We start from the raw sequence: 18026 nt of genomic DNA on the forward strand, positions 1-18026 counted from the left end.
GGCGACAATCCCGAAGATGCGCCCGGTCCGAGCGGTCGTCCCGGCGGGCGCGAAAAACCCTCTTTGCTGCAAATCGGGCCTCAGAATCGCCTGCGGGCGTCGCCCCCGCGGCCCCGCCGTCCGCGATCGCCCCGGCCGCCGCGCTCCCGGGCCTCGGGCCCCGCGGCCTCCTCCACGGCGGCGATCTGGGTCTCGTCGAGGATGGAGCGGAGCTGCTCGATGGCCCGCTCGCCGATGTCGCGGCGCTCGACGAATAGCTCGCGAGTGGCGTCGTCCCCGCCGCGATCGCCGCCGCGGGCGCGGCCGATGAAATCGCGGAGGGTCATGCTCTCCTCGGCGGACTGGATGGCCCGGGCGAGCCGGCCGTTGACCTCCGACATACGCCGGGTGGTCACGTCGGCGACGGCCTGGACCTGCTCGCGCTGATCGGGCGTGAGCCCCTCGAGGGCTGCGGCCGCCTCGATTGCGCGGGACGCCCGCGTGGGGCGGTACACCGTCGGGAAGCTGGCGCGCTCCACGGCGGCGGTGAAGGCATCGGCCTGCTCGGGGGCCAGGAAGCCCTCGATCCGCCGGGCGAAGGACCGGTGCGTGTCGCGGACACGCTCGCTGTCGCCGCGGGCGTCCTCCACGAAGCTCTGCAGCTCGTCGAAGCGCCGCTCGCGGAACAGCTCGGCGCCCTGCTCGTAGGCCGCGTTGCGCTGCACGAGCGCGCGATCGAGGGCCAGCTCGTATTCGGCCAGCACCGCGTCGACGTCGCTCGCGGCCCCCTCGGACAGGTCCATATCGCGAACGATGGCGAACAGGTCCACCCGCTCGCCCGACATCAGCCCGCGGGGCAGCGTCGTCGCGCGGCGATGGGCCCGCTCGACGCGGGGCCAGGCGGCCTCCTGTTCGGGCGTGAGCACGGCCTGCATGTCGGCCATGAACTGCTCCTCTGAGACGCGGACGCGCTCGGTCGTCGACTCGCGGAGCTCGCGAACGCCCTCCCAGGCCGATCGGTCGCGGGTCTCCTCGAATTCGTCGCGGGCCCGCTGCATCGCCTCGCGCATGCCGTCGACGGCCGACTGCACGCCATCGATGTACTCCTCGTGGAGCACGCCCAGGATCTCGCGCTGGTCGGCGTCGAGTCCCAGCAGGTCGCCGTACTGGGCGAGCCGCTCGCGGGTAACCTGCGGGCCCTGGTCGCCGCCGCCGAAGAACTGGGCGTGAGCGGTCCCGGGCGCCAAGAGCAGCACGGCGATTGCGATGCCGGCCGGACCGATCAGGGTGCGAATCGCGGAGCGCCTCAGCATGGGTCAGTCCCCCTTGGGGTGTCGTGGCATGGACTCCACCCGCGGCCCCGGCCGCCGGTCGCCTGCAGCGGGTCAACGCTGGGCCCAGCACACTATTGCCGACCCAGGGCCGCGGCGTCACTACGCTTGCGGCTTCCCATGCTCCGCAAGGTCCTGCACAGCAAGATCCACCTGGCGACCGTGACAGCGGCGCGGCCGGACTACGTGGGCTCGCTGACCATCGATCGCCGGCTCTTGCGGGCCGTCGGGATGCGGGCCAGCGACGCCATCGAGGTGGCCAACACCGCCAACGGCGAGCGATTCGAGACCTACGTCTTCCTGGGCGGGCCCGGGCAGATCGAGGTCAACGGGGCGGCGGCGGCCCTGGTGACGCCCGGCGACCGCCTCATCATCATGCACTACGCGCTCATGGACGACGGCGAATACCGCCGGCACCGCCCGCGGGTGGCCGTCGCCGGCGAGGGCAACACCGTGGACCGCCTGCTCCGCTACGAGCCCGGGCCCTAGCCCGCCGCCGACGAGGCAGCACTGGCGACGGCGGGCCGCAGCAGCCCCTCGTGGCTGGCCCAGAAGCGATCGAAGCTGGCGGCGATCGAGAACTGCTGCGACCACGGCGTCGCAGCCGCACCCATCGCCCGTCGGCGGTCGTGGTCGATGCACAGCCGCGCGATCGCCTCGATCCAGGCCCCGGGATCGCCCGCGGGCAGCACCAGGCCCGTGCGGCCGTCGTCGACCACCTCCTTCGGACCGCCCTCATCCCCCACGACCACCGGGATGCCGGCGGACTGGCTCTCGAGCACGACCTGGCCCAGCGTGTCGGTGCGGGAGGGGAACACGAACAGGTCGGCCGACGCGTAGAGCGTCGCAAGCTCCCGGCCTCGCTTCTCGCCCAGGAACACCGCGCCGTGGGGCGCAAGCTCGTCCTCCATCTCGCCGGCGTACGGGCCGAGGCCCACGACCACGAGGCGGGCATCGACGCCGCCCCGCTCGGCGCGCTCCCGGATCGCGGGCCACGCATCGACGAGCATCGGCAGGTTCTTCTCCTTGCTGATGCGGCCGACGTAGAGCACGCGAACCGAGCCGGGCGGCAGGCCGTGCGCGTCCCAGGTGCTCGGGTCGCGGAGCGAGGCATCGAAGTCCTCCAGCGCAATGCCGGGCGCGAGCTTCTCCATGACGCGGCATTCGAGGCCCAGGGCCTCGAGCGAACGCATGTACTCCTCGCTCCGAGAGAGGATCAGCCCGAAGGGCCTGTAGAACCACGCCATGAACCGAGCCGCGAGCCCGCGAGCGGCGCGGCCGCCGGCGAGCGTCTCGACGTAGGCGGGAAAGTCGGTGTGGTAGACCCCCGCGAGCGGCAGCCCGCGCCGCAGCGCGTAGCGGCGGCCCAGCAGCCCGACGGGGCCGGGCGTCGAGACGTGGACCACGTCGGGGGCGAACTCGTCGGCCCGAGCCAGCATGGCCCGCTTCGGCGGGCGGACCAGGTCGAGCTGCGGGTAGCGGGGCATCCGCATGGCCCACGCCGGCGGCGGATTGAAGAAGCACGCCTCCGGCGGCACCTCGAAGCGCGTCGAGGTCGCAACGAGCATGTCGCGCCCGGAGCGGAGCGACTCGTGGCCGATGTTCTGGATGAAGCGGCTGACGCCGTTGGTATCGCCCAGCGTGTCGGTGAAGAGCATCAGACGCATCGGGACCTCCGGTGGGCGAGCGGTGGGCGGGGCAGCATCCTTTGCCTCCTCTCGTCGGCGGGCTATGACATTCCACCAGGACGCACCGCCGCGGAATGACTACGCCCGAGACCGGAGCCACCATGCCGACCATCGAATCCGACTCCCAGGCCCCGCCGCCCGTCGCCGACGACGCGGCCGCCCGGGCGCTCTCCGACGCGATCGACCGCGTCGATGTTGAGGCGATCCAGGAGGCCGTCGACAGGCTGCCGGCCGAGGATCGGCCCCGGATCCTGGATCAACTCGGCAAGGAGCGGCTCGATCGGCTCGTGACCTGCATCGAGCCGGGCGACGCGGCCCACCTGCTCGAGACGCTGCCCGACGCGGCCATCGCCGCCACGCTCGAGCGGATCGACCCGGGGGCCGCCGCCCAGTTGCTCGAGCGGCTGCCCAGCGCCGAGCGGGCCGACCTGGTCCAGGAACTCTCCGAGGACCAGGCCGAGAGCGTGCTGGACGCCCTGCCCGAGGCCATCGCCAACGAGGCTCGGGCGCTGTCGGGGTACGACCCCGAGACCGCCGGCGGCCTGCTGGTAACCGAGGTGCTGTCCTACGCCGACGACCGCAGCGTGGGCGATGTCGTCGAGGACATGCGGGCCAACGCCGAGCGGTACCGCGCGTACGACGTGCAGTACGCCTTCGTCACCGACGCGGCGGGCCGCCTCCGCGGCGTGCTGCGGCTCCGCGACCTGCTGCTCGCACCCTGGAGCCGCCGCATCGCCGAGATCATGATCCCCGACCCCATCCGCGTGTCGGTCGACGAGACGCTGGACGACCTGGAATCGCTCTTCGACGACCACGGCTTCTTCGGCGTGCCCGCCGTCGACACCGACGACCGGCTGGTGGGCGTGGTGCAGCGCAGCCGCGTCGAGGAGGCGCTGGCCGAGAGGAGCGAGAGCGACTACCGCAAGAGCCAGGGCATCATCGGCGGCGAGGAACTCCGCAGCATGCCGACGCTGCTGCGGGCCCGGCGTCGCTTTGCCTGGCTGAGCATCAATATCGTGCTCAACAGCTTCGCGGCGGCGGTGATCGCGCTCAACGAGGCCACCCTCGAGGCCGTCATCGCGCTGGCGGTCTTCATGCCCATCATCAGCGACATGAGCGGCTGCTCGGGCAACCAGGCCGTCGCGGTGAGCATGCGGGAGCTGACGCTGGGCCTCATCAAGCCCCGCGACGCCCTCCGCGTGTGGCGCAAGGAGCTCTCGGTCGGCGTCATCAACGGCCTGGGACTGGGGCTGCTGCTGATGATCGGCGGGAGCATCTACGCCGGCAACATCTGGTTCGGCGCGGTCGTGGGCTCGGCGTTGACGCTCAACACGCTCATCGCGCTGAGCGTCGGCGGGCTGGTGCCCATCCTGCTCAAGGCCATCAAGAAGGACCCCGCCCTGGCCTCGGGGCCCATCCTCACCACCGTGACCGACATGTGCGGCTTCCTGCTGGTGCTCACGCTGGCGAGCCTGATGATGGACAAGCTGCTCTAGCGGCCCACGCGCGGCGTGGTCACCCCGTCGACTGCATCGCCGCGGCGATGCCGTTGATCGCCGCCTGGAGCGGCCGGCGGAGCGCATCCTGCTGCCCGTTGCCGGCGCTCTTCCAGCGGCGGAGCAGCTCGATCTGGATGAGATTGAGCACGTCCGTCCACGGGTTGCGGTCGTCGATCGAGGCGCCGACCACGCGGGCGTGCGCCATGAGATCGTCGCGGCCCAGGAGGTCCAGCACCGCCCGCGTGCTGCGATCGTGCTCGGCCTGCACGCGCTCGAAAATGTCCTCCCCGCCCTCGGCCTGTTGGGCGTAGCGGTCGAAGATCGCCATGCGGGCGCGGGCGAGCTCCTGGGCGGCGTTCTCGAGCACCGTCGCGAGGAAGGGCCGCCGGCCGAGCAGATCGCGGATGCGGCCGCGCTCGTCCTGGCCCGCGGACTCGAAGGCGGCGCCCAGCCCGTACCACCCGGGCGCGAGCGCCCGCATCTGGATCCACGAGAAGCCCCACGGAATGGCGCGGATCCGCTGGAACGTGAGGGCCTTGCCGCTGGCCCGCGACACGGGCCTGGACGCGATGGGCAGGTCGCCGATGTGCTCGACCGGGCTCGCCGCCACGAACCACGGCCAGAACGCCTCGTCGTCGATGAGGCTCCGATAGGCCTCCCGTGATTGCATTGCGAGGCGGACGAGCAGCGCCTCGGTCTCGCGGGGCGCGTCTCCGCCGCTCGGCTGCGCCTCGTCGCTCGCCTCGGCCAGCAGGGCGGCGTGCACGATCTGCTCGAGGTGCCGCCGCGCCATGCCGGGCATCGTGTAGCGGAAGGTGATGACCTCGCCCTGCTCGGTAAATCGCAGCCGTCCGCTGCGGGCCGAGGGGGGCGCCGCGAGCATCGCGCGCCCGGCGCGTCCGCCGCCGCGGCCGATGGTGCCGCCCCGCCCGTGGAAGTACCGAAGCCCCACGCCGTGCTCCGCGAACACCTCGGCGATCTTGCGCTGCGCAACGTGCAACGCCACGTTGGCCATCAGGAAGCCGCCGTCCTTGTTGGAATCCGAGTAGCCCAGCATGACCTCCTGCTCGGGCGGGCCGCCCGCGGCGAGGGCGTCGAGATGCCGGCGGTACGCAGCGTTGCCGAGCAGCTCACCCATGAGCACCGGCGCGCGTTCGAGGTCGTCGACGGTCTCGAACAACGGCACGGGCTGGATCTCGGTCAGGCCCGCCTCTTTCATGAGCAGCAGCAGGCCCAGAACGTCGCTGACGCGGGAGGTCATCGAGATGATCCAGCAGCGCACGGCGTGGGGATCACGCTCGACCTCGTCCCGCACGACGGCCATGGTCGCCAGCAGCTCCCCGGACGCGTCCGACAGCGCGACGTCCCTGGGCAGCAGCGGACGAGCGGTGGACAGCTCCCGCTCGAGCAGCTCGAGACGAGCGGCCTCGTCGAGGCTCGCGTAGCCATCGGCGACTCCCGCGAGAGCCAGGATCTCGGCCAGCGCGGCCTCGTGCACGCCCGCGTGCTGGCGGACGTCGAGCGTGGCCAGGTGCAGGCCGAAGACGCGGGCCCGCACGATGGCATCGGCGAGCGGGCCCGCGTTGGCCGCATCGCCCAAGCCGGCATGCCGCATCGCGTCGCGGAGCCCCGAGAGGTCGGCGAGCAGGTCCTCGCCCCGGTAGCCGTCGTCGCGACGTACGCGCTCGCGGATCTGCAGCACCCGGCCCCGCAGCGGCTCGTGCGTCCGCTGCGCGGGGTCGTCGTCCGTGGGATTCCACCGTGCATCGGCCTCGAGCGCACGCCGCAGGTCATCGCCGAAATCCACGCGGCGGGACGAGGCCGACAGCGCGGAATGCAGGCCGTCCAGCTCGGCATCCCACCGCTCGCGCGCCGCGGCACGGAGCTGGGCGATCGCGTCCCGCGTAACCCCGGCCGTGACGCTCGGGTTGCCGTCGCGGTCCCCTCCGATCCACGTGCGGTAGCGGAGCATGGCGGGCAGCTCGGATGCAGCCGCGCCGCCGCCCAGCACGCGATCGGCCGACCACGATGCGTCGCGGAACAGCTCGGGCACGGTGCTCCAGATGGTGTGCGCCAGGAAGTAGATGCCGTTGCGGACCTCATCGGCTACACCGAGCCGCTGCGATCGCACGTTGTCGGTGACCAGCAGCGTGGCGATGGCGGCGTCGAGGGCGGCGCGGTCGCGATCCAGTTCCAGCGGCGAGGCGTCCGGGCGGTCCAGCTCGATGGTGAGGCGAGCGATCTCGGTCTGCGTATCCAGGATGGTCCGCCGCCGAGCCTCGGTCGGGTGCGCCGTCAGCGTGGGCTGGATGTCCAGCCGACCGAAGAGCCCCGCCACTCCCGTGGCGTCCAGCCCGCGATCGCGCAACGCCGCGATCGCGGACTCGATCGATTCGGGCCTGGGGCTCGCGGGGTTTGCTGCTCGGGCTCGCTCGCGGTTGACGCGGATGATGTTGAGCTGCTCGGCCTTATTGAGCAGGTGGAAGCGAGCCGTGACGACGCGGAGGATCGCGGCGAGCTCGTCCAGGGGCATGGACTCGATGGTGCGGGACACACCGTCCCACGCCGGATCGCCCACCCGGCCGCCGGCCTCGCGGCAGGCGTCGGCGAGCCCGCCGGCCCGCTCGAGCGCCGGGCCGAGCCCGGTGGCGTCGGCGGCGCGGCGGAGTGCGGCCTCGAGCGTCTCGCGGTCGGTCGTGGTCATGCGACATCGTTGACGCGCCGTCGGCGGGGCACGCCGCGGGCTGGATGGCCCGGTGGAACGCGCGACTCCTGCGACCCAAGAATGCACCGATCGCGAGGGCGATCAGCCGGAGGCCAACCCATGACGCGGATCGGGATGCTGTGCGTTGCGGCGTTCGCGGCGGCGACCGCGGCGCAGGATCGGCCCATCGACGTGCTCCGCGGGCCGGATGTCGACGCGCCGCCGACCATCGTGCAGCGGGGCATGGACGGCGGGCTCGAGCGCGTTGAGGGCCGCCCGGAGATCGCCGCGGCGCTGGCGCTGGACCTCGACGAGGCGAGCCGCGCCCGCGTACGCGAGGTCGTGGCCGAGCGGTCCGCGCGCATGGTCACGCTGCTCGTCGACGAGCTCGACGCGGTGCGGGCCATCACCGATCTGATCGCCGCCGGCGAGAGCGACGCCGCCCGGCTGGAGCTCGCGGCGATATGGGACCGCTTCGAGGCCGGTCGCCCGCATACGCCGCTGCTCGACGAGCTGCGGGCCGTCCTGCCCGGGAACCGCGGCGTACAGCTCGAGCGCGTCGTCAGCGAATACTGGCAGGTGCTCCTGGCCGAGCGGCTGGGGCCCGAGCGCGCCGGCGATGCCGAACTCCGCGAGCGCGTCCGCGGGCAGATGGCCTTCGAGCTCTTCCAGCGTGAGATACGCGAGGCCTACGACGCCTCGCTGCGCCGCTACCGCGAGCTGCTCGAGGGCATCTACGAGGCCGTCGAGCCGACCGCCGAGCAGCGGGCCGAGATCCGCGGCATCGTGCTGGACCACATCGAGCGTACGCGGCTGCGGGCCACGCCTGCCGAACGCCGCGGGACCATGCTCGAGATCTACCGCGCCCTCGACGGCGACCAGCGCGAGCGGCTCTACGGCATGCTGCTGCGGCAGATCGTGCCGGACTAGCCTCGGCGGCGCTGCCGCGCCGGAGGCCGCCCCGCACATGGACCACGCCATCCTCGATCGACCCGCCCTGGTGACCGGCGCGACGGGCTACGTCGCCGGCTGGATCGTGCGGCGCCTGCTCGAGCGCGGCGCGACCGTGCACGCCGCGGTCCGAGACCCCGCAAACGCGGACAAGCGGGCCCACCTGGACGCCATGGCACGCGAACTGCCCGGCTCCATCCGCTACTTCGCCGCCGACCTGCTCGAGCCGGGCAGCTACGCCGACGCGATGGCGGGCTGCGGCGTCGTGTTCCATGCCGCGTCGCCGTTCTTCCTGGGCGTCGACGATCCCAAGCGGGACCTCGTCGATCCCGCGGTCGAGGGCACCCGCAGCGTGCTCGCCCAGGCCGATGCCACGCCGACCGTCGATCGGATCGTGCTGACGAGCAGCTGCGCCGCGATCTACGGCGACAACATCGACCTGCGGGACGCCGCCGGCGGCGTGTTCACCGAGGACGACTGGAACACGACCTCGTCGCTCGACCACCAGCCGTACTCGTACTCCAAGACGCTGGCCGAGCGAGAGGCCTGGCGGATCGCCGGCGAGCAGGACCGCTGGCGGCTGGTCGCGATCAACCCGTCCTTCGTGCTCGGGCCGGCCACGAATCCGCACGCGGGAGCCGAGTCGATCGCCTTCCTGACGCACATGGGCGACGGCACGCTGCGGATCGGCGTGCCCGACATGGGCATGGGCGTAGTCGACGTGCGGGACGTGGCCGACGCGCACCTGGCCGCCGCGACGAGGCCCGATGCCCGCGGCCGGCACATCGTCAGCGGGCACGACTCGGGACTGCGGCAGATCGCCGACATCCTCCGCGCGCACTTCGGCAGCGACCATCCGATCCCATCGCGGTCGCTGCCGCGCTGGCTGGTGTGGCTCGTGGGCCCCGTAGCCGATGGACGCCTGACCCGCCGCGCGATCGCCCGGAACGTGGGCTACCCATGGCGGGGCGAAAACGCTAAGAGCCGGCGGGAACTAGGCATCGAGTATCGTCCGCTCGAGGACACGCTCACCGAGATGTTCGAGCAGCTCGTCGACGCGGGCGTGCTGTAACCAGCTTCAACTCTCGGACGATTCGCGGAGCCTCGCCAGCACGCCGTAGTCCTCGAGCGTCGAGGTGTCCTGGCTGATCTGCTCGACGCCGGCGGCGATGTCCCGCAGCAGCCGCCGCATGATCTTGCCGCTGCGGGTCTTGGGCAGCGCCTCGGCGAAGCGGATCTGGTCGGGCCTGGCGATCGGGCCGATGACCTCGGCCACGTGCGCGCGAAGGGCAGCCTGCAGCTCGTCGCCGGGCTTGCAGCCGCCGCCCAGCGTCACGAACGCGGCGATGCCGGTGCCCTTGATCTCGTGGGGTACGCCGACGACCGCCGCCTCGACGACCGCGTCGTGCGCCACCAGCGCGCTCTCGACCTCCATGGTGCCCAGGCGGTGCCCGCTCACGTTGATGACATCGTCGATGCGGCCCATGATCCAGAAGTAGCCGTCCTCGTCCCGCCGGGCGCCGTCGCCCGCGGTGTAGTAGGGCACGCCATCGCGAACGACCGTCGAGAAGTAGGTCTCAAGGAAACGGTCACGGTCGCCGAAGACGCCGCGGAGCATGCCGGGCCAGGGCCTGCGGATGACCATGAGCCCGCCGGCGTTCGCGCGGCACTCGCCGCCATCGGGCTGCACCACCGCCGCGTCGATGCCGAAGGCTGGCAGCGTGCACGAGCCGGGCTTGGTGGGCGTGACGCCGGGCAGCGGCGTGATCACGTGCCCGCCCGTCTCGGTCTGCCAGTACGTATCCACGATGACGCACTGCCCCCGGCCGATCCGCGTGTGGTACCACATCCACGCCTCGGGATTGATGGGCTCGCCCACGGTGCCGAGGATCTTGAGAGAGGACAGGTCGTGCTTCGCGGGGTGCTCGTCGCCCCACTTCATGAATGCGCGGATGGCCGTCGGCGCCGTGTAGAACTGCGTGACCTTGTGGCGATCGACCATCGCCCAGAAGCGATCCTCGGCCGGGTAGTTGGGCCCGCCCTCGTACATCAGCGTGGGCACGCGGTTGGGCAGGATGCCGTAGACGATGTAGCTGTGGCCCGTGATCCAGCCGCAGTCGGCGGTGCACCAGAACACCTGGCCGGCCCCGGGCACGAGGTTGAAGGTCAGCCTGGCGGTGTGCGCCGCGTAGAGCAGGTAGCCCGCGGTCGAATGCACGATGCCCTTGGGCTTGCCCGTCGAGCCGCTGGTGTACAGCAAGAACAGCATGTCCTCGGCGTCCATGGGCTCGCAGGGGCAGTCGTCGGAGGCCGCCGAGACCAGTTCCGCCCAGTCGTGGTCGCGGCCGTCCTGCATCGCTACGTCGTTGCCGCACCGGCGGAGCACGACGACCGAGCGGTCGGCCTCCGGCAGCATCGCCATCGCCTGGTCCACGTTGTCCTTGAGCGGCACCACGCTGCCCCGCCGCCAGGCGCCGTCGCAGGTGACGACGACCTTCGAATTCGCGTCGGCCACGCGATCCGCGATGGCCTGGCTGCTGAATCCGCCGAAGATCACCGAGTGCGGGCAGCCGATGCGGGCGCACGCGAGCATGGCGATCGCCAGCTCGGGCACCATGCCCATGTAGATCGTGACCACGTCACCCTTGGTCGCGCCCAGCTTCTTGAGCGCGTTTGCGAAGCGCGCGGTCTCGCGCTGCAGATCGCGATACGTCAGCCGGCGGACCTCGGGCCGGCCGTCGCCCGCAATCGGCTCACCCTCCCAGAGGATGGCCACCTCGTCGCCGTGGCCGTCGTCGACGAATCGATCCACGCAGTTGTCGCAGGCGTTCAGCCGGCCGCCGGCGAACCACGTCGGCTCGGGGAAATGCCCCTCGAGCACCGCCGGGAACGGCCGCATCCACCGCAGCCGCTCGGCCACGCCGCCCCAGTAGCCGTCCGGGTCGCGGATCGAGCGATCGTGCTCGGTGCGGTAGGCCTCGAGGCCCTCGACGTGCCAGTGCGGCATGCCGATCGCATCGGCCGCCGGCGGCTGGAACACCCGCGTCTCCTGAAGGGCGCTCTCGATGTCCTGGCTTGCGTCGGGCGTGCTGTCGCGTGTAGCCATGGGCCAGCATATGGCGTCGCGGAATGGCACGGAGACGCGGAGGTGCTGCTGGCACACGTCCGCCTCGTGCCCGAATCCACCAGTGCCTGCTCGCCCCCGCGTACACACGGGGCGGCGTCACTAGGAGTCGGCCCCCGGGAGAAGGTCCGGGTTACTCGCAAAGAGGATGCCGAAGACGATCAGCTGGGCGACGACGGAAGCCCAGTAGTTCAGCTTCCGAATCCCGCGGTGGCTTCCGATGGTGCAGTAGTACAACACGAACGCCAGCACGCAGAACTGTCCGGCGATCGGCACCCAGAACAGCACGCCGAGAATGCCCCAGAACCCGTCGCCGTCGCGGAACGCCGCCCCGACCATGTAGACATATGCAATGAGGCCCCAGAGGACGGTGATGAGGGCGGCGATTATCGCTCCCTCTCGCGATGTCAACGCCAACCCCGGGAGCAAGACGAGCATCCCCACGACGAACGCCACAAAGACCGTCCCGCTCGACATCCGGGGCGCGCTGCGCACCTTCTTCGCCTTCTCCTTGATCACCTTCGTGCTGATCGATCGGCCGGTGGCCGAATCGAACCCGCAGTGCATGCACACGACGGCGTTGGCCGCCCGCGACGTGCCGCACTTGGGGCAGGGATTCGGATCGGCGGGCGTGATGTCGCCGAGGAACTGGTCCATGCCCAAGCCGCCGTCATCACCGGCGGCCGGGGCGTCGTCCTGGGCGATTGCGATCTCGGCCGCAGGCGCCGCGGGCCTGGCCGCCTTCCGGGGGCGCTTCCGGGCCTGCACGCAGGCCTGGCACGCGTACTGGCCCTTGGAGTTCTTCATGCGCGGACGGCCGGCGCAGTCGGCCCCGCAGACGACGCAGATCTTCGCCTCTGTCACGACTCCGGCTCCCCCTGATTGCAGCGTGGGCATCCCGATGGGCGGCCTGACCATAGCGAACCGGGCCCGTCCGGCCTCCCATGGGCCCCACTGCGAACCCCCCACCTATCATGCCGCTCGTTGCTGATTCGCACCGGCCGCAGGCGGCACCGAGCCCCGGCGCCACCTTCTTTCGTGAGGGGTTCACGCTATGGCCATCCGCCTTGGCATCAATGGGTTTGGACGCATCGGGCGGCTGGTATACCGCATCGCCAGCGAGCACCCGGGCGTCACCGTCGCCGCCATCAACGACCTGGTGCCGCCGGAGAACCTGGCCTACCTGCTGCAGCACGACACCATGCACGGCCGCTTCCGCCACAAGGGCGAGCCCGTGGACGTGCGGCACGAGGGCACGACCATCACCGCCGCCGGCGCCGCGGGCACGACGACCACGCACGTCTTCGAGGAGCGCGACCCCGCGGCCATCCAGTGGGGCGACCACGGCGTGGACGTCGTCATCGAGTCCACGGGCCTATTCACCACGGGTGGGGACGCCGCCAAGCACCTGCGGGGCGGCGCCAAGCGGGTGCTCATCAGCGCGCCCACCAAGACGCCCGACGAGGTACCCACGCTCTGCTACAAGGTGAACCACGAGCGGTACGACCCGACGCAGCACACCGTCGTCAGCAACGCCAGCTGCACGACCAACTGCCTGGCGCCCATCGCCAAGGTCATCGACGATGCCTTCGGCCTCGAAGAAGGCCTGATGGCGACCATCCACGCCGTCACCGCCACCCAGCCCACGCAGGACGGCCCCTCCAAGAAGGACCTCCGCGGCGGCCGCAACGGCTACATGAACATCATCCCCGCGAGCACCGGCGCCGCCAAGGCCGTCGGCCTGTGCCTGCCGCAGCTCAAGGGCAAGCTCACGGGCCTGGCCTACCGGGTCCCCACCGCCGACGTGAGCTGCGTGGACCTGACCTTCCGCCCCGCCAAAGCCACGAGCCTCGCGGAGATCAACGCCGCCATGAAGGCCGCCGCCGAGGGCCCGATGGAAGGCGTGCTGGCCTACACCGAGGCCCCGGTCGTCTCGAGCGACTTCATCGGCGACCACCACAGCAGCATCTACGACGCCACGGCGGGCATCGAGCTGAGCGACCGCTTCTTCAAGGTGCTCAGCTGGTACGACAACGAGGCCGGCTACGCGGCACGCTGCGTGGACATGGTGGAGTTCATGGCGGGGTGAGGGCCGCTGAGCCCGTTGTGCGGCGGGCACTGTGTTGCAGCTCGCGTTGTGCGGCGGGCCGCCTCGGTAGACCGAGACGCTGGCGGATTTTGGGGGTTGTGCTTGTCGCCGCCGGGGGCGTCGAGGGCATCGACTCCAATGCGCGAGAGCTCCCCGAAGTATGTTGTCTTGTGGCGCTCGCTTGACGGGCTAACGCCCGGGACGCGAGTATCGCCGCGCCAACAAGGCGTGTCGATCTGCGGACAGATCGCCGCGGCTCGCTCTCGTTCGGCCAACCCGCTGCGATCGCTTGCGCATCAACGAGTCCGCAACGTCGCTCCCGCGTTGAATGCACGCGAGTGGATCCGCCGGGACGTCAATCTACAAAGCACGCGGGACGCACGAACCGCACCGCCCGTCCCGGAACGCACGCCGGCGGTCACAACAGGGTGATCGGATCTCATGTCCGGCCGGCCCCTCGGGGCGTCCGTTCACGCGGGCACGCCCGCCCATCCACATCGCGATTGCAGCGAAGGGCATGCTCTGTTATCCTGCTCGCGAGAGGAGTCGACAATGCCGAAGACTTGCCCCGCCGTGGCCGCGCTGGCCCTCACCCTGCCGCTCGCCGTACCCACCGGGGCCGCGCTGGCCCAGGACTGCGACCCCAGCGACATCTTCGCGCCACCAGTGTCCTACGACGCGGACAACGACCCCCGGAACATCGCGATCGGCGATCTGGACGGCGACGGTGTCAACGACGTGGTCGCGTCGAACCGGGCCAGCGACAACGTCAGCGTGCTGATCAACAACGGGGACGGCACCTTCGCGCCGCCGGTGTCCATTGGCGTGGGCGACGAGCCCATCGTCGTTGCGATCGGCGACCTGGACGGCGACGGTGCCAACGACGTGGTCACCGCGAATCGGACCAGCGAGAACCTCAGCGTGCTGCTCAACAACGGGGATGGCACGTTCGCGCCCGATGTGCTCTACGCCATGCCCGGCTCGACCGAAGCCGTGGCGATCGGCGACCTCGATGGCGATGGCGACAACGACCTGGCCGCGTCGAATGTCGTGCTGCTGAACAACGGCGACGGAACCTTCGCGCCCCCGGTGGTGTTCGGCACCGGCTTTGGTGTTGCGCGGATCGCGATCGGCGACCTGGACGGCGACGGCGACCTCGACCTGGCCGCGGTGAACAACGCCGTCACCGTCCTGCTCAACAACGGGGATGGCACGTTCGGACCCGATGTGAGCTACGCCGCGGGCTCCAATCCCGAATCCGTGGTCATCGGCGACCTGGACGGTGATGGCGACAACGACCTAGTCACGGGAAACCTGTTCAGCGGCGACGTGAGCGTGCTGCTGAACAACGGGGATGGCACCTTCGCGGCGCAAGTGCGATACGAAGTCGGCATTTTCCCCCGGGACGTGGCCATCGGCGACCTGGATAGCGACGGCGATATCGACCTCGCCGCGGCAAACTTCTCGGGGATGTCTGACCCCGAGGGCGACGGCATCAGCGTGCTGCTGAACAACGGCGATGGCACGTTTGGGAGCGAGGTGGTCTATCCCGCCGATCGCGACCCCGCGGCCGTGGTGATCGGCGACCTGGACGGCGACGGCGACAACGATCTGGTCGTCGGGAACAGCTTCAGCGATAACGTGAGCGTGCTGCTGGCCACGTGCTTCACGTCGCCCTCCTTCCCAACGCAGCCGACGCCCGTTGTGCTGCTGCCCGCCGGCGGGGGCGTGGCCGAGTTCAGCGTCGTCGCGAGCGGCACCCCGCCGCTCAGCTACCAGTGGCGGCGCGACGGCGTGGACCTCGTCGACGGCGGCGGCGTCTCGGGCGCAAACACGCCCACGCTCACCATCGACGCCACCGTCGAGGACGTCGCGAGCTACGACGTAGTCGTCACCAACCCCTTCCGCAGCGCCGCGAGCGAGGCGGCGGTGATCGCGGTGCGTGTGCCCTGCCAGGCCGACTTCGACGGCGATGGAAGCCTGACGCTGTTCGATTTCCTGGGGTTCAGCAACGCCTTCGACGCCGGCTGCCCGTAGCGCGCACCTACTCCGGCGACCGGTCCCGCAACACCAGCCTGACGTAGCTCAGCTGGAATCCCAGCCGCGCCGCGTTCCGCTCCGTCGGGATGCCCGGCTTGCTCTCGATGATCGCGACCTCGCAGCCCCGCTCGCGGCCGATCCGTAGCCGCTCGGCAATCAGAGCCTGCTGGACGCCCCGCCGCCGCGCGTCCTCGAGCACGGTCGTGCCCCAGAGCGCGACGACGCCCGCGGGCCGCTGGCCGGGGGTGGCTGCTGTTGAGGGATCGAGCGTCACCACCTCCATGCCCGACGCGCCGACGAGCCCGCCGTCCAGCGTGGCGGCGAGCGGCGTGGAACGCGGGTGCGTGAAGCTGTCGGTGGCGGACGTGATCATCGCCTCGGACGGCATCGCCCCGGGCTCGCTGCCGGGTGCCGGGAAGCCCGACAGCATCACGATTGCCAGCGCCCGCATCGCGGCGGCATCGGCCTTGTCGGCGATCTCGATCGAGATGCCTCCGAGACCGCTCGCCAGACGCCCGGGCGGCGACCAGTTCTCCAGCGGGCACGCCATCACGTGCTCGACCTCGGCGAGCACCAGCCCCGCCTCCGCGGCGCGGGCCAGCGTGTCCTCGTGGCTGTACGCCGTCAGCTCCAGGCACGGCGGCGTCCCGCGCTCCCGGTAGAACGCAACGATCTCCCGCAAGTCGTCCTTGGTGAGCGGCTCGTCCAGATCGCACGCCACCGCCTTGCACATCCAGGGCACGCCCCGCGTGTGCAGCAGCACGCCGGTCTTGAGCGGGCGGACCTCTTCGGCCATGTCGCCGATGGCCTTCGCCTGGCGGAGTTCGTCCAGCCGCATGCAGCGGACCGGGTCCACGGCGAACGGTGGCGCGTTGGCCCCCGCGGCATCGCTCGGGCTAGCCTGCGGCATGCCCCAGCATACGCCCGGCGAGATCCCGCACATGACCTACCGCTGCACGCTGCTGCGGGCCGGCCGGCTGCTGCTGGACGCCGGCGGCATGTTCGGCATCATCCCCCGGGTGCTGTGGGAGAAGAACGTGCCCGTCGACGATCGCCACCGCGTCGAGCTGCAGCACAACTGCCTCTGGCTGGTGGGCACCGCGGACGATCCTGCCCTGGGCCGCCCGAGGCAGATCGTCGTCGAGGCCGGCACGGGCGACAAGCTCGACCACAAGATGAGCGAGATCTTCGGGCTCGACGGCCGCACCGTGGAGACGGCGCTCACCGAGGCTGGTGGCGATCCCGACCAGATCGACGACGTCGTCGTCAGCCACCTGCACTTCGATCACGCCGGCGGCCTGACCCGCCGCGTCCGCCCGGGCGAGGAGCCCCACTGGTCCGCCGAGGACGGCCGGATCGTCTCGGGCGACGCCCTCCGCGTGCGGCGGACCTTCCCCAACGCCAAGATCCACGTGCAGGCCCGCGAGTGGCGGACGGCGATCGATAACGACGCCGTGATGACCCGCACCTACTACCGCGATCACCTGCTTCCCATCGAGGGCCAGGTCGTCCGCCACGACTCGCCGAGGCCATTCGAGCCGGGCCGCGTCCCCCACAAGGACGAGCGGCCCGCGCTGCCCTGGGAGCGTCGCACGACCCGGATCGCCCCCGGTCTGCGCGTCTTCCTGGTGCCCGGGCACACGTGGGGACAGCAGGCGGTCGCCTTCGAGGACGACGCCGGCCGCACCATCGTGTTCGCCAGCGACCTGGTGCCCACAGCCTGGCACGTCGGCAAGGCGTACAGCCTCGCCTACGACGTCGAGCCCTACACCAGCATGGTGACCAAGGGCTGGTTCCTCCGCGAGGCCGTCGAGCGCGGGTGGACGCTGCTGCTCGACCACGAGCCGGGCGACCCCTGGAAGACCGCCGCTGAGGATGGCAGGGGCTGGTTCCGCCTCGATCCGGCGGGCGGCTGACTTCCCGCCCCCGCTGCTACCATCGAACATGCCCCGCACGGCGGACAGCCCAGCAGTCGCGACGCAGGACGCGCCCCACGCGCCGGCGAGTCCTCCGCAGGCCCCCGATGCGCCGCCGAGGCCCGAGCCGTCCCGGACGCGTGAGGCCCGCGGCGGCCGCACCCGCAAGAAGAAGCGGTCGCTGTGGGTCCGCTTCGAGGCCTTCGTCAGCCGCCTGAGCGCCCGCAACAACTTCTGGCGGCGGGTGTGCTCGCTGATCTGGCTGCCCTACGCCTTCCACAGCGGCATCCGCATGAAGATGGTCGATTCGACGACCTTCCAGGCGGTGCTGCCCTTCCGCCGCTTCAACCGCAACTGGTACAACGCCATGGCCGGCGCCGCGCTGCTGGGCAACGCCGAGATCGCCGGCGGCTCGTACATCTTCGGCGTCTGCGGCGCCGACTACACCGTCGTCTGCAAGCACCTGGAGTACAAGTTCCTCCGCCCGTGCCTCGGGCCGGCGGTCTACCGCATCGAGCCCGAGGAGGACATCGAGGCCCTGGTCGCCGGCGGCAAGGAATTCAACATCACCATCAAGATGAACGTGGTGCAGCAGATCCGCCGCCCCACCGACAAGGAGAAGCGCGTCGGCGTCGCGTCGGCGACCTTCCACGTCACCCCCAAGGCCCACCAGCGCACCAAGGGACGCCTCAAGTAGCGAAGCCG

14 protein-coding genes are annotated in these 18026 nt (G+C 71.0%); 8 read left to right on the plus strand and 6 right to left on the minus strand.

The window, feature by feature from the left end; all coding sequences use genetic code 11:
* Nucleotides 1-80: 80 nt before the first annotated feature.
* Nucleotides 81-1292: a hypothetical protein gene (locus AAFX79_05530; protein ID MEO1008005.1), complete on the minus strand. Its 1212-nt coding sequence runs from the start codon at nucleotides 1290-1292 to the stop codon at nucleotides 81-83.
* Nucleotides 1293-1430: 138 nt separating this feature from the next.
* Here AAFX79_05530 and panD point away from each other — a divergent pair, with 138 nt between their 5' ends.
* A complete protein-coding gene (gene panD, locus AAFX79_05535; protein MEO1008006.1) occupies nucleotides 1431-1799 on the plus strand; it encodes an aspartate 1-decarboxylase in 369 nt (122 codons plus the stop codon).
* Here panD and AAFX79_05540 read toward each other — a convergent pair.
* Nucleotides 1796-2977: a glycosyltransferase family 1 protein gene (locus AAFX79_05540; GenBank protein ID MEO1008007.1), complete on the minus strand. Its 1182-nt coding sequence runs from the start codon at nucleotides 2975-2977 to the stop codon at nucleotides 1796-1798. The genes panD and AAFX79_05540 overlap by 4 nt on opposite strands.
* A 122-nt stretch (nucleotides 2978-3099) precedes the next feature.
* On the opposite strand from AAFX79_05540, the gene mgtE reads away from it, so the two are divergent.
* Entirely contained in the window at nucleotides 3100-4494 is a 1395-nt protein-coding gene (mgtE, locus tag AAFX79_05545) for a magnesium transporter (protein MEO1008008.1), read from the plus strand.
* Between the two features lie 19 nt (nucleotides 4495-4513).
* Here the strand turns inward: mgtE and AAFX79_05550 are convergent, their stop codons facing one another.
* A complete protein-coding gene (locus tag AAFX79_05550; GenBank protein MEO1008009.1) occupies nucleotides 4514-7201 on the minus strand; it encodes a phosphoenolpyruvate carboxylase in 2688 nt (895 codons plus the stop codon).
* Between the two features lie 120 nt (nucleotides 7202-7321).
* Between AAFX79_05550 and AAFX79_05555 the strand changes: the two genes are divergently transcribed.
* A complete protein-coding gene (locus AAFX79_05555) occupies nucleotides 7322-8131 on the plus strand; it encodes a hypothetical protein (protein ID MEO1008010.1) in 810 nt (269 codons plus the stop codon).
* Between the two features lie 37 nt (nucleotides 8132-8168).
* Nucleotides 8169-9224 (plus strand): NAD-dependent epimerase/dehydratase family protein, encoded by a 1056-nt coding sequence (locus tag AAFX79_05560; GenBank protein ID MEO1008011.1) that lies wholly within the window; start codon nucleotides 8169-8171, stop codon nucleotides 9222-9224.
* 6 nt (nucleotides 9225-9230) lie between these two features.
* On the opposite strand, the gene acs is transcribed toward AAFX79_05560, so the two are convergent.
* Together acs and AAFX79_05570 are read right to left on the minus strand one after the other, a co-directional pair.
* Nucleotides 9231-11258 carry an acetate--CoA ligase gene (acs, locus tag AAFX79_05565; GenBank protein ID MEO1008012.1) on the minus strand — a complete coding sequence of 676 codons (2028 nt, stop codon included), beginning with the start codon at nucleotides 11256-11258 and terminating at the stop codon, nucleotides 9231-9233.
* Between the two features lie 120 nt (nucleotides 11259-11378).
* Nucleotides 11379-12173, minus strand: a complete 795-nt coding sequence (locus AAFX79_05570) for a hypothetical protein (GenBank protein ID MEO1008013.1) — start codon at nucleotides 12171-12173, stop codon at nucleotides 11379-11381.
* A gap of 157 nt (nucleotides 12174-12330) precedes the next feature.
* On the opposite strand from AAFX79_05570, the gene gap reads away from it, so the two are divergent.
* Entirely contained in the window at nucleotides 12331-13365 is a 1035-nt protein-coding gene (gene gap, locus AAFX79_05575; GenBank protein MEO1008014.1) for a type I glyceraldehyde-3-phosphate dehydrogenase, read from the plus strand.
* A 552-nt stretch (nucleotides 13366-13917) separates the two neighbouring features.
* A complete protein-coding gene (locus AAFX79_05580; protein ID MEO1008015.1) occupies nucleotides 13918-15402 on the plus strand; it encodes an FG-GAP-like repeat-containing protein in 1485 nt (494 codons plus the stop codon).
* A gap of 7 nt (nucleotides 15403-15409) precedes the next feature.
* Here the strand turns inward: AAFX79_05580 and AAFX79_05585 are convergent, their stop codons facing one another.
* Nucleotides 15410-16315: a GNAT family N-acetyltransferase gene (locus AAFX79_05585; GenBank protein ID MEO1008016.1), complete on the minus strand. Its 906-nt coding sequence runs from the start codon at nucleotides 16313-16315 to the stop codon at nucleotides 15410-15412.
* Here AAFX79_05585 and AAFX79_05590 point away from each other — a divergent pair.
* Together AAFX79_05590 and AAFX79_05595 are read left to right on the plus strand one after the other, a co-directional pair.
* The gene (locus tag AAFX79_05590; GenBank protein ID MEO1008017.1) at nucleotides 16314-17321 is read left to right on the plus strand and encodes an MBL fold metallo-hydrolase; all 1008 of its coding nucleotides are present in this window, start codon (nucleotides 16314-16316) and stop codon (nucleotides 17319-17321) included. The two genes, AAFX79_05585 and AAFX79_05590, sit on opposite strands and share 2 nt — an antisense overlap.
* A gap of 28 nt (nucleotides 17322-17349) precedes the next feature.
* Nucleotides 17350-18018, plus strand: coding sequence for a hypothetical protein (locus tag AAFX79_05595; protein ID MEO1008018.1), 669 nt, complete (start codon nucleotides 17350-17352; stop codon nucleotides 18016-18018).
* The last annotated feature ends 8 nt before the right edge of the window (nucleotides 18019-18026 follow it).

The sequence above is a fragment of the Planctomycetota bacterium genome, assembly GCA_039819165.1.
In the GTDB taxonomy this organism is placed as follows: domain Bacteria; phylum Planctomycetota; class Phycisphaerae; order Phycisphaerales; family UBA1924; genus JAHCJI01.